A 13,430-nucleotide genomic window follows, 5' to 3' on the forward strand; every position below is an offset into this window, starting at 1 on the left:
AGCGCTAAGAACCGGACCAGCGGATCTCCGGGGCTTAGAACGTCTTGCCGAAAAGCCGCGAAGGGAGGGACAGGAGTGTCCCATCCCTTCGCGCTTCGCGTCACACCTCTATTCCACCGTCGCACGCACCCGTCCGAAGCGCTTCCCGGCGGGGGCCGCGGTGGCATCGTCGGTGATGATGTGCTCGCGGCGACCGTTAATGGGAGCGCCGATGGAGGATGAGGCACCCGCGCCCCAAGGCGTGGAGCCCTGCATGTCCGTGATGGTGTCCCACTGGTCGAGATCATCCGAGACTTCGACTTCGTAGTGCACATCCGGCGGCAAGTTTGCGGGAAGGGTGAAGCGCAGGCGGAGCCGGTTCTTGCCGCCGAGTTGCACGATTTCCGGGGTGACGCGGGCTAGCGCGAGATCCGTCCCGCCCTCGCTAGGTCCGGTGCCGAAGGCGTATTCGATGGCGTTCGAGAGGCCGTCGTGATCGGGATCGGCGTCCTGGCCGACGATGGCGGGAATGCCGATCTCCTGCGCGGTGAAGTGCTCGGAGAGCCATTGGTTGTAGCCGCCCGATGGCATCCATGAAACGCGATCCACCCAAGCGGCATCGGAGCCGGTGCTGCCGCTGCCGTCCTTCACGTAGCGCCAGCGCAGGATGTGCTGGCCGGGATCGACGGTGTAGGACTTGGGCGTCCAATCGACATTGCCACTGATGCGGCCGGGCTTGAGCACGCCATCGATGTAGAACTCGAGGAAGTCGCCGCCTTGCGAGGAGACCTTCCAGTTGAATCCGATCTCGCCGGGGCCGCTGACGGTGGTTTCCATCCAGGTCTGCTGGCTGTGGGTGATGGGAGCGCTCTGCGCGGCATCGGTGCCGTCGGAGGTGGTGACGATCTGGCCGGTCCAGATGCCATCGCCGCCGGTGGCGATGGCGAGGGGCGTATCGAGTGCGACGGGCAGGCTGGTGCCGAAGCTGGCGGTGATGTTCTTGTTCGCCGTGATCGCGAACTGGAGCGGGTTGGTCGTGCCGCTCGCGCCGCCGGTCCAGCCGGTGAAGATCAGGCCGGCATTCGGAGTGGCGGTAAGGGTCACGCTGGTGCCGCGGCCGTACTTCGGCAGATCCGGCGACCTGGCGACGCTGCCGAAGTTCGCATTCACGGTGAGGAAGTACTTCGCGGAATTGATGTCGTTCGGGATCGTGCCATCGGCGAACTCGACGGAGTTGATCACGCCGTCGAGATCGGGGTCGTGGGTGCCGTTGTAGGTGCTGATACTATTGTTGAAGTAGGTCTTCTCCCAGGCATCGAGCAGGCCGTCGCTGTCCTCGTCCTCGGTGCCGGCGTTCTGGCCGGCGATGGTGACTTGGACGGTGGCGGCGGTAGCACCGCTGTTGACGATGCGCAGGTAGTAGGTCTGCGAGGGCTGCCAGGGCCAGGTGGTCGTGGCGAGGGCTTGGTTGAAGGTGCTATTCGCGCTGCTGCTGTTGAAGTGCTGGGTGCCGGTCGCGCCGGGGAAGGTCCCCTGCTCCACGCGGATCTGCACGGTGGCGGGGTGGGTCGATGTCCATTTCAGACGGGTGCCATCGGCGGGCGCGGCGATCTTATAGTATGCGCTGGCACCGGCGGGGATGCTGGCATCGATGGTGCCGCCGTAGAATGCTACTGGAATTGCAGTAGGAGCGCTGCCGGTGACCGCGCTGGTGAGGCTGAAGGTGGCATCAGCGGCGGCGCGGAAGCCGGCGTAGTAGGTGTGGCCGGGGCGCAGCGGCGGGGTGCTGAAGGGATAGCTCGCGGGCGCATCGTGACCGGCGGTCTCGTAGGGGCCCTGGTTCTTCTTGTCGCGGGACCAGGACTCGATGTTCGAGCTGGAGGATCCGGTGACGCTGTTCTGGCCGGGCGGGACGGTATCGCGGAGCCACATCACCACATCGCCGACTTGCTGGGTGAAGCCGAGGTTCCAGGTGGCGGGGGCATCGGCGGGGACGGTGAAGCGGTAGTAGCGCCAATCGCGGCCGATGAGGGTCTGGTTGGTGACGCTCGCGCCGGTGAGGTCGAGATCGGTGACCTGGCCGGTCGAGACGATCAGGCGGTAGCGGGCATTGCTGGCCCCGGCGGCTTTCACGCCGAGGAACCAGCGGCCGGGACGGAGCTGGCGTTCGAACTGGCCATTGAGCGGGACCCAGTTGCCGTATTCGGAGCCGTTGTCCTTCATCTCGCGGTGGACCAGGGACTCGCCGCCGCTGACGCCGCCATTGGCATCGTGATCGGTGGTCGGCACGCCATCCTCGCGGATGTAGAGATCGGGGTTGCCGCTGATTGCGCGGAGTTCGGTCCGGAGCAGGCCGGAGTTTCCGGCGGGGACGTCGATGGCGTAGACCTGCCAGTCGTCTTGGCCGATATCGACGCCGCGGTCGCCGGGCAGCGGAGTGCCGGAGCTGTCGTTGCCGCTATCGCCGAAGGTGAAATTGTGGCCTGCGGGCATCTGCCATGCCGGTCGCTCTAACAGGAGGGGCTGGCTGGTGATGGTATAGCTGGTCAGGCCGGCGGCGGTGACTTCGATGAACCAGGTCTCATTGAAGGTGAGGAAGGGCGGTACGATGAGCGCCGTATTGCCGGTGATGGAGATGCCGCCCGCGGTATTGCCCCATTGCTTGTAGATCTTCAGCGAGGTATCACCCTGGGCGTGATTCACCTTCACCAGCCAGCCGAGCACCGGTTGGCCGGCGAGGGTGGCGGGGACGGCGATCTCGTAGAACTGCTTCTGGGCGTCGCCGAGCTGCTTGGTGTCGCTGTGCGAGAAGCCGTTGCCATTGAGGCTGGAGGCGAAGTTCAGAACGGTGCGCGGCTTGGCGACGATCACGAGATTCGCGGTGGCGTCGGGATACGCGCTTGAGAGGTCATCGGCGCGGAGGGTCAGGCTGTAGGTGCCCGCGGGCGGATTCGGGAGCGTGATCAGCGAGTCGGCGAGGATCCGCGCGGTGCCGCCAGCGGGTGCCGCCGATTGGCCGCCGCCGATGGCGAACTCGTTCGCGGAATTGTCCGGGAAAGGCAGGCGGTCGCCGGAGATGAGCGCCATGCGCGGGTTGCCGGTGCGGTTGTTGAGCTGCACTTCGAGGCTGACGACACCTTCCGGGACGGTGAATTGGTAGCCCTTCACCTGCGCTCCGGCGAGGCTCACGGCTTGGCTGATCGGGGCGAGGCTGGCGGTGCCAAGCTGGACGATGGCCACGCTGCCGTGGCTGGCAAGCGCGCTGCTGCTGGTGCCCGTGCCGATGGTGCTGCTGTTGGGAGGATTCACGCCCTCCGCCACCACGGCGAGATAGTAGTCGCCCGCGACGATGATGTTCTCATTGTTCGGCGGGAGCAGCAGGTAACGCTCCGCGCCGGCCTTCTGCACCTTGGCTTGACGACTGCTCGCGATGTCCTGCAGCACGCCAGCGGCAGCCGCATTGAAATCGGGAAGATAGCCGCGGCGCACGGCGACCAGTGCCTCGCCGGAGGCCGGCGTGAGGGAGAACTCCCAGTTCGGGACATTCTGCGGCACGGTCACCTTGAAGTAAGCAGCTTCCCGCGGCACGAGATTGTCGATGTTCACGGTGCTGCCCGCGACGAAGCCGAGCGTGCCGATCGGGATGGCCTTGCCCTCGCCGATGAAGCGGCTCTCGATGGTGTAGTTAGATGCCTGGCCGCTGGTGCCGTTGATCGGATCGCTGCCGCTGTTCAAGATGCCGAGGTAGTAGGTGCCCGGCTCCAAGGGGCGGCCCATCGCCATGACGATTCGGTCGTTGATATCGCGCTTCGCCGCGGCGGTGGTGTCATAGCTGCGGTCGGTCCAATCCTTGCCGCCGCCCCATTGATAGCCCGAGGGCCAGGTGGTCGAGGCGGAGGCATCCCAAGAGGACGAAGCGCCATTGCTGGTATTGAGGCCTGCCGGGATAAGGTCGCGGCGCAGGACCATCTGTGGATCGCCGCCGCTGATATTCTTCAGGCGCAGGTCCCAACCGGCGATGCCTGCGGGAACAACGACGCGGAAGTATTTCCACGCGGCGGAGGCATGGTTGGTCACGGCGGTGCTGCCACCAGCGAGCGGCAGGTCCTCGGGCGCATTGGTCTTGATGACGAGGTTTGCCGAGGAGTCGGGCCAGAGATTGGTCCCCTGCTCATCCGCCCGCATGGTCAGCGTGTAGGTGCCGGCCGGCGGAGTGGTGATTGTGGTCAGGGTGCTGCCGGCCTGGCGGGCGAGGCCACCCGCGGGAGCCGTGGTCTGGCCACCGCCGATGCCGTAGTCCTGCGAAGAGCCGTCCGGCTGGGGGATGCGGGTGCCGGACATGAAGGCGAACTGGGGATTCCCCAGCTTGTTTTCCAGATTCACCTCCAGGCTCGCGGCGCCGGCGGGGACGGTGAAGCGGTAGGTCTTCACCTGGGCTCCGGCGAGCGCGACCGCCCGGGTGGTGGCGGTCGTGCCGATCGTGCCGAGATCGAGCACCGGGGTCGGATCAAGAATGGTGAAGGTGGCGGTGCTGGTGCCCGTGCCGATCACATTCGACGCGGGGGGATTCACGCCCTCACCGATCACGGCGAGGTAGTAATCGCCCGCGACGATGAAGTCCTGATCGTTGAGCGGCAGCAGTTGATAGCGCTCCCCGCCGGTCTTCTGCAGCTCGACTTCGCGGCTGCCCTCGGTGGCTTGGAGGTTGGTGTCATCGGCACCATTGAAGTCGGGCAGGTAGCCGCGGCGCAGCACCATCATTGCTTCGCCCACGGTGGGGCTGAGGGTGAATTCCCAGCGCGGGGTATTCGGCGGGATGGTGATCTTGTAGTAAGCGGCCTCGCGCGAGACGAGGTTGGTCGCGGTGACGCTGCCGCCGATCGCGAAGGGCAGATCGGCGATCGGGATCGCCTGGCCGGCACCGACGCCGCGGCTCTCGATGCTGTAGGAGGCCGGAGTATTGGCGGTGCCGGTGACGGGGTCCACACCTTGGTTCAAGACGCCGACGATGTAGGTGCCGGGCACCAGCGGGCGGCCGGTCGCGGCGAAGACGCGGTCACCTGCGGGGCGGCGCGGGCCACTAGGAACATCGTAGACGCGTGAACTCCAGTCGGCCCCGCCGCCCCACTGGTAGCCGGAGGGCCAGGTGGTATCGGCGGAGGAATTCCAGGAGCTGGAGGCACCGTTGCTGGTATTGACCGACGACGGCAATTGATCGCGGCGGACCACCATCTGCGGATTGCCGGCAGTGATATTCTTGAGGCGGATGTCCCAGCCCATGATGCCCTCCGGGACCGTGACCTGGAAGTAGCGCCACGCGGTGGGAGCCTGGTTGGTCACGCTCGCCGTGCCTGCGTCGAAAGCCAAGGGCACCGGTGAATTCGCCAACACCACCAGCCCGGCGCTCGCGTCGGGATAAGTGTTGGTGCCGAGTTCGTCCGCGCGGACGGTTAGGGTGTAGATGCCTGCCGCCGGGTTGGCGATGTTGAGGAGATTGTCTTCGGTGACGCGGGCCACGCCTCCAGCGGGCGGGGTGGATTGCCCGCCGCCGGTGCCGTAGTCGAGAGCGCTGGCATCGGGGTAAGGAATCCGTGCGCCTGAGATCAGCGCCATCATCGGATTGCCGATGCGGTTGTCGAGGCGCACCTCCAGACTGGAGGTCCCGGCGGGGACGGTGAATTGGTATGCCTTCACCTGCGCGCCGCTGAGGCTGACCTGCTGCATGATGCCAGCGGCGCTGGCCGTGCCGAGGTCCTGGATCGCGAGCGGGCCGAGATTCGTCAGGGTGGCGCTGCTTGGCGCGCTGCCGACGACATTGCTTGCGGGCGGGTTCAGGCCCTCGCTGACCACGGCGATGTAGTAGTCCCCCGCGGTGATGGCGGGCTGGTTGTTATCCGGCAGCAGCAGGTAGCGCTCGGAGCCGGTCCTTTGTGCCTTCATTTCGCGGCTGACGGTGTTCGAGACTTCCTGAACGTTGCCATTGTAGGCCGCACTCAAGTCCGGGACCGTGCCGCGGCGAACGACCATCGAGACTTCACCGGCAGTTGGCGTGAGGGTGAATTCCCAACTCGGCGTGCCTTCGGGAACGGTGACCTTGTAGTAGGCCGCCTCGCGCGGCGGGAGATTGTTGACCGTGACGCTGCTGCCCGGCGTGAAGGACAGGGAGTCGACCGAAATCGCGAGACCGCTGCCGATCCCGCGGCTCTCGAGGGTGAGCGATGCCGGCTGGCCGGTGGTGTTAGAGATCGGGTCGGTGCCGCCGTTGTAGATGCCGATGTAGTAGGTGCCCGGCACCAGCGGCCGGCCCGCGGCGGCGATGATCCGGTCATCGATGATGCGGCGCGGGGTGGTGATGGTGTCGTAGTCGCGGCCGGTCCAATCGCCGCCGCCGGCCCATTGGTAGCCGGAGGGCCAGGATGGGTCAGAGGATGGGCCCCAACTGCTGCTGCTGCCGTTGTTGGTTCCGGTGTTAAAGGGCAGCAGGTCGCGGCGCACGAGCAGCGTGCAATTGCCGCCTGTCGCGTTTTTCAAGCGCAGGTCCCAGCCCTGCTGGTCCGCGCCGATGTCCATGCGGTAGTAGCGCCACTTCAGCGCGTCGAGGCCGGTGATCTGGGTGGTGCTTTCCAAGCCGAGCGTCGGCGGGGTGATCGGATGCACGTCAAGGGTGAAGGCGCCGAGCGGTTGCTGGGCGGCGAAGATGCCGACATACCACACGTCCGCCTGATGGTTGAAGCGCTGGATGAAGCCGTTGGTGCTGTTCTCATCCATGTAGGTCGCAGCGGTGTCGGCCACCGTGGTGCTGCCGTCCGCGCGTTTCTGCCAGCGGCCGGGGACCTTGTTGCGACGCAGGGCGATCTGGGTGCCGGGAACCTGGTTGGCGAGCTGCAATTCCCAACCGAGCGCGCCGACCTGGGCGGGGATATCGGTGAGGGCGTAGAAGCGCCAACCGGAGCGGGCGGTCTGGTCGTTGACCTTGAGATCGGTGAAGGACAGCGGGGTGATCAGCGGATCACCGTTCTTCAGGCTGAAGGTGTAGGAAGCATTGCCCCAAACGGTGATGTACCAGGTGCCATCGGTGAGGTAATTCGGGACCAGCGTGATCGCTTCGGTGGCGCTGCCGGGAGTGGAGGAGAATGCCTCGTTGTCGAACTCCGCGGGCACGCTGCCCTTGCGTACGGCGATATCGGGATTGCCAGCGACGGCAGTGGCCTGGATGTCCCAAGCGATCTGATCGACCGGCACCTGCACACGATAGACGCGATAGGGCGCGGCGGTGACCCCGACGTTGTTGATGCTGCCGTTGTAGGGGAGATCGCTCACCGTCTGGATCCGCGAGTCGAGGCCGATGACTTCGCCCTGAGGCGCGAGGACGCTGGCGAACCAGGTGGTGGTGCCCGCGCCGAGGACCGGCGGGACCAGCAGCATCTGCCCGGCCTGCTTGCGGGTGTATTGGGTAGCGTTGTTGTGGAAGGGCAGCTTGTTGGAGCGCAGGGCGATCTCGCGGTTACTGCCGCCGAGCCACATGCTCCATGCCGGTGTGCCGGAGGGGATGGAGGACTTGTAGAAGCGGATGCCTTCCGGCGGCATCGGCGCGGCGGGAGCGTTCTGCGCAGTCACCGCTTCTCCGATGTCGTATTGGCCGTTCGAGTTCGCATCGGTGAAGGGCAGCGGACCTAGGTCGTGGACGTAGGGCTTACCGCTGACGAGGCTCCACTGCGCGCCTTCGGTGGAATAGACCATCAGGTTCCACTCCTCGTTCGCGGCGAACTGGTCATCGCGCAGCACCAGGCCGTCGGAGCCGGTCTGCACCGAGCTGTGGGTGCTGCTGGCGACGGTGGGCAGGGCGGTCTTGGAAAAGTAGAGCGCGGCCTCGCCGGAGCTCATGGTGAGACGGGTCCGCCAGCCGCCGATGTCGCTCGATTGGGTGGTGACCTTGAAGTAGTGGCGGCCGGCTCGGGTGTTCGAGTTGGAGAAGACTGCGGTGCCGGTTTCCGCGGTGCCCGGGTCCCATGTCAACGTGGTGACCACCGGTTGCCAGTCGTCGAGAATGACGGCGGTTCCGGTGTAGTTCACGCGGAAGGACCCGCGGTCGTTCGCAAGCGTGTAGCGGGAGCCGTTCGGATAGCCGCTGAAGGTGCCGGTGAGGGCACCGCCTTGCAGGATGGTGAAGGCGGTGGTGCCTGCGATCGTGTCGTGGAAGTTGTTCACCAGCTCGACCTGCAGCGTGCCCGCGACGCTGACCGCGCCGGTGGCGGTGATCTTGTCGTAGGTGCTGCCGACGGAGGTGCCGCCAATTTCGATGTTCGTCGTAGATGCCGCTTGCAAGGTCAGCGCACCGTTCACCTGCAGCGAACCCGTGACTCCCGGTGCGGCCGGCGAAATGCTGCCGGCCACGTTCAAGGGGCCTGCGACCGTGCCCTGCAATCGCAACGCCGCGGCCGGGCCAACGCTGAAGGCGCTGGTGGTGATCGTCTGCGAACTCGCCGAGCGTAGCACACCGCTTTGCAAGGTGATCGTGCCTGTTCCGGCATTCAAGCCGCCGCCGATGGTGAACTCTCCGGTGGGGGCCAGCAGCACCGCTCCGTTGTTCGTCGCGATCGACTGGCTGCTGGTGATGTTCCGGCCTGCGTTGAAGGTCAGCGGCAGGGACCCGCCGGAAGCGGAGATCGAGCCGCCGAGGCTCAGGTCATTGACCGCGCTCAAGACCAGCGGGCTGGAAGCGCCGACAGTCTTGGAAATGTTGGCGCTCACCGTGATGTTGCCAAGGGCATTGAAGCCACTGGCGGTGTTGACCGTGATACCGGTGCCGAGGTTCAGCTCGGTCTGCAGGGTGGTCACATTGAGGTTGGCATTCGCGTGGGTGGGCGAGAAGAGCTCCGGGTTCGAGCCGCTTAAGGCACCACCGGTTGTCGACGCGGTGGAGATGGTCACATCGCTCGCCGCGTGCAGGCACAGCGGCAGTCCGAGGAGGGAGAAGACAAGGTGTTTCATGATCGGGAGAGGGAGGCAGGAATCCGGTTGTTAGATCATCTGGCGTTTGCGGGAGCTGCCGGATATGGTTTCATCCGGTTTATCGGACGGGGTGCGGATTTCTTGGCGGATTAGTGGGAAACCGCGGCTGGAAGCCACCAAAGACGATCCCATGCCACCGAAAGTGGTAACGCGGGCGTGCGATCTCCGAGGTGCTCGATAGGGCGTGTTAGAGATGCATCTCACGCTCACCTAACAGCCTCCCAACAACCGTGCAGAGGTTGCCTCGAGCCAGTCGTCACGGGGAATTCCCGCTTGGTCGGGCCCGAGGCAACCCTTGCGGGGTTGGTGGATGTGATGGCCCCCTCCCAAGGTAGCCGCTCCTGCGTCGCAGCAACCTTGGGCTATAGGAGGGAACGGTGTTGCCGTTCTTTGAAGCGAGGCAGGCGCATCACGATCCCGGTCACTTGTCCCGGCCTCCTGCCTTTCCTTTCACCATCGACCGTCCGGCGTCGGGCGTTCGCATTTTGCCCTCCCCCCCGGAAAGAATCCGTCGGATCCCCTCCTCTACCGGCACTTTCCGATGGCACGCCGTCCCTCCGGGGGGACAGCACCCGCGCTTGCCCGAACCCCAAAAATCCGGCGGAATCCGGAGCAACGCCCCAAGAATCCCACCTACTCAAGATTCCGGGTAGGAAATGACCGCCGAACCCGTATTGTCCGCCTCCACCACATGAAAACCCGTGCATCCCTGCTCCTCCTCGCCTGCCTCACGCCCGTGATGGCAGAGGAATGGAAAGCCCCGAAACCCGCCGACAAGGTAGCCCCGACCCATTTCCAAGTGCCCGACGGCCTTGAAGTCACCGTGTGGGCCTCCACTCCCGACCTTTTCAACCCGACCAACATGGACATCGACGCCGCCGGTCGGATCTGGGTGGCGGAGGGGGTGAACTACCGCGGCCACAACGGTCGCCGGCCCGATGGGGACCGGATCGCGGTGCTGCAGGATACGAATGGCGACGGCAAGGCCGACAAGTCGCACACCTTCGTGCAGGAGAAGGGCCTGGTGGCACCACTGGGCGTGGGTGTCTTCGACAACGTGGTAATCGTCTCGCAACCGCCGGACCTGATCAAGTACACGGACGTCGACCGCAACCTGGTTTTCGACCCCGCGGTGGACAAGCGCGAGGTCCTTCTCACCGGCTTCAACGCCCGCAACCACGACCACTCCCTGCACTCCGTGACCGGCGGTCCGGACGGCAAGTGGTACTTCAACAACGGCAACTGCGGCGCGGAATTCACCGACAAGTCCGGCAAGACCTTCCGGATGGGCGGCGACTACTACAAGGACGGCGGCGGCGAGTGGTTCATCAACTCCCGCGAAATGGCCGGCAAGAAGAGTGACGACGGCTTCATGTGGACCGCGGGCTTCTCCGCGCGGATGAACCCGGACGGCACGAATGCCGAGATCATCGGCCACGGCTACCGCAATAGCTTCGAGCACTGCACCACCTCGCTCGGCGATCTTTTCCAGAACGACAACGACGACCCGCCGGCCTGCCGCACTTCCTACGTGCTGGAGTATGGCTCGGCCGGTTACTTTACCCGCGAGGGCAAATTCTACAAGACCGTGCAGCGTGCGAACCAGAAGTGGGAGCGCGTCCACTGGAGGCAGGATGATCCCGGCACATTCGACGTCGGAGATGTCTACGGCGGTGGCTCGCCGACCGGGATCGTGTTCTACGAGAACGGCGCGCTGGGTGCCAAGAACGCCGGCACGCTGCTGAGCTGCGAGGCCGCGCGCAACGTGGTCTTCGGCTATCAGCCGCAACCGGAAGGCGCGACCTACAAGATGGATCGCACGGACTGGATGACCAGCAACACGACCGGTGAATTCGACGGCGCGGACTTCACCGGCGGGGTGAAGAAAGAGGAGTCGCGCGCGCAGGGCAATCCCATGCTCTTCCGCCCTTCCGATGTGGCGGTGGGTGCCGATGGCGCGGTCTACGTGACCGACTGGTTCGACCCGCGCGTGGGTGGCCACGGCGACCAGGACGAGTCCTGCTCGGGCACCATCTACCGGATCGCGCCGAAGGGCTTCAAGCCGGTCAACCCGAAGATCGATCTCGCCACCACCGAAGGCTGTGTCGCAGCGCTCAAGAGCCCGGCGGTCAACGTCCGCTGGACCGGCTTCGAAGGCTTGAAGGCGAAGGGCGATGCCGCGCTCGATGCAGCCCAGGCCGTGACCAAGGACAAGGATCCATGGATCGCCGCGCGCGGCATCTGGCTGCTCGCGAATCTGGGCCCCAAGGGCGAGGAAGCGTGCAAGGGCCTCCTGACTTCATCGGACACCCGCCAGCGCCTGGTCGCCTACCGTGCCCTCAAGCGGGCGGGCAAGGACATCCTGCCGATCGCGGAAAAGCTGGCCAGCGATCCGGTGGCCGCAGTCCGCCGCGATGTCGCGCTTTCGATGCGCGGCCTGCCTGCGGAGAAGTCCGCGCCGATCCTGATCATGGTCGCCAAGGGTTGGGATGGCAAGGACAAGAACTACATCGAGTCGATCGGCCTCGGCGCGGAGAATCAGGAAAACGCCGTCTGGACCGCGATGAAGGCCGCCCTCTCGCCGGGTGCGCCTGCGACTTGGAACGACGCCTTCGCCAAGCTCACGTGGCGCTTGTGGCCGAGCGCCGCGATCGCAGACCTGAAGGCCCGCGCGATGGACACCACGCTCAGCCCGGATGCCCGCATCTTCGCCTGCGAGTCGCTATCCTTCATCGATGACAAGGGGGCCGCGGAGGCGCTCTTCGAGGTCGCGGGCGGCCCGGACTCGGCGGCCAAGGGCTCGGCGATCAGCTGGCTTTTCATGCGCGGCACCGGCGCGTGGGCGAAGTTCGGCTTGGGCGATGAGCTCAAGAAGCGCGGCATCTACGATCCCGACAAGGTCCAACTTGAGGAAATGATCTTCCCCCTCAAGCCGGACAAGACCAACTTCAGCACCGAAGATGTGGCGAAACTCAAGGGCGATGCGGCGAAGGGCAAGGTAGTTGCCTCGCGCTGCGTGATGTGCCACCAGATCGAGGGTGCCGGTGCCGCCTACGGACCCGAACTCAAGGGCTGGGTGTCCCGCCAAGGTGCGGAAAATGCCATTCGCGCGATCGTCGATCCCTCCGCGGAAATCGCGCATGGCTTCGATGGCACGGCCATCAACCTCAAGGACAACCGCTGGATCGACGGCATCGTCGGTTCCCATGGCGATCCGGTGGTGATCACTTCCCAAGGGGGCCGCACCCAGATGGTCCCCAAGAGCAAGATCCAAGGCATGCGCGACGCCGGCCGTTCGATGATGCTCAACGCGGATCAGCTCGGCATGACTGCCCAGGACGTGGCGGACGCCGTGGAGTGGTTGAAGACCTACAAGTGATCCGATAGGCTCGGACGAACCCCGGCCGGCATTCGCCGCGCCGGGGTTTTTGTTAGCTGGATCGCGTAGTGATGTTGGCGCTGCGAGTTCAAGGGTAAGGAGTCCCGCCTTCAGGCGGACGAAGGGTCCCTAGCGCGCGTTTGAACGGACGAATCTAGCAGAAGTTAGGCTTCAACGGTGGCTTCGTCCGCCTGAAGGCGGGACTACTTGCCACGCCTCGCGGACCTTTGATCACCGTTCGGGCAAAAACCCTACTTCTTCTCCTCCGCGATGAACTTGTAGACAAAAGCTCCGAGCGCCCCGCCGATGATCGGCGCAACCCAGAACAGCCACAATTGCGTCAAGCTCGCGCCGCCTGCAAACACGGCCACCGCGGTGCTGCGCGCCGGGTTCACCGAAGTGTTTGTCACCGGGATGCTGATGAGGTGAATCAGGGTCAGGCCGAGGCCGATGGCGAGCGGAGCGAAGCCCTGCGGCGCGCGCTTGTCGGTGGCACCCAGAATGATCAGCAGGAACATCATCGTCATGACCACCTCGGTCACGAAGCAGGACATCAGATTATACTTGTCCGGCGAGTTCGCGGCGTAGCCATTCGAAGCGAATCCCTTGGTCACTTCGAAGCCCGCCTTCCCGGAGGCGATCAGATAGAGAATCCCCGCACCGGCGATACCGCCCGCGACCTGCGCGCCGATGTAGGGCAGCAGCTTCGACGACGGGAAGCGCCCGCCCAGCCACAGGCCCACGGACACCGCGGGATTGAGATGGCAGCCCGAAATGTGCCCGATGGCGTAGGCCATGGTTAGAACGGTGAGGCCGAAGGCCAGTGCGACTCCCACGAAGCCGATTCCATGATCGGGGTAGGCGCAGGCCAGCACGGCACTGCCGCATCCGCCCAGAACAAGCCAGAAGGTCCCGAAAAACTCCGCAGCATACGATTTCATGATGATAACTGGTGTTGATGTGTTGGCGGGCGGGCAGCAGTAGCGGCAGCGTCCGGTTCACCGAGCTTCTGCCACAGTCGCAGCCAATAGCATTCCGAAAAAATGCGGACAAGGAGAAT

General features: G+C 65.1%; 3 protein-coding genes. 1 reads left to right on the forward strand and 2 read right to left on the reverse strand.

Annotation, left to right across the window (positions count from 1 at the left end):
* Window positions 1–108: 108 nt before the first annotated feature.
* Window positions 109–8,970: a hypothetical protein gene (locus tag ABWK72_RS06235; RefSeq protein WP_367873923.1), complete on the reverse strand. Its 8,862-nt coding sequence runs from the start codon at window positions 8,968–8,970 to the stop codon at window positions 109–111.
* 712 nt (window positions 8,971–9,682) lie between these two features.
* Here ABWK72_RS06235 and ABWK72_RS06240 point away from each other — a divergent pair.
* Entirely contained in the window at window positions 9,683–12,370 is a 2,688-nt protein-coding gene (locus ABWK72_RS06240; RefSeq protein ID WP_367873924.1) for a PVC-type heme-binding CxxCH protein, read from the forward strand.
* A 251-nt stretch (window positions 12,371–12,621) separates the two neighbouring features.
* Here the strand turns inward: ABWK72_RS06240 and aqpZ are convergent, their stop codons facing one another.
* The gene (aqpZ, locus tag ABWK72_RS06245) at window positions 12,622–13,311 is read right to left on the reverse strand and encodes an aquaporin Z (RefSeq protein ID WP_367873925.1); all 690 of its coding nucleotides are present in this window, start codon (window positions 13,309–13,311) and stop codon (window positions 12,622–12,624) included.
* Between the last annotated feature and the right edge of the window lie 119 nt (window positions 13,312–13,430).

It is taken from the genome of Luteolibacter sp. Populi (assembly GCF_040801775.1).
Classification (GTDB): Bacteria; Verrucomicrobiota; Verrucomicrobiia; order Verrucomicrobiales; family Akkermansiaceae; genus Haloferula.

What these genes read in the sequence shown, in the direction of transcription:
- ABWK72_RS06240 (WP_367873924.1), top strand. Translation starts at nt 9,683, where the DNA reads ATGAAAACCCGTGCATCCCTGCTCCTCCTCGCCTGCCTCACGCCCGTG.
- ABWK72_RS06235 (WP_367873923.1), bottom strand. Translation starts at nt 8,970, where the DNA reads ATGAAACACCTTGTCTTCTCCCTCCTCGGACTGCCGCTGTGCCTGCAC.
- aqpZ (WP_367873925.1), bottom strand. Translation starts at nt 13,311, where the DNA reads ATGAAATCGTATGCTGCGGAGTTTTTCGGGACCTTCTGGCTTGTTCTG.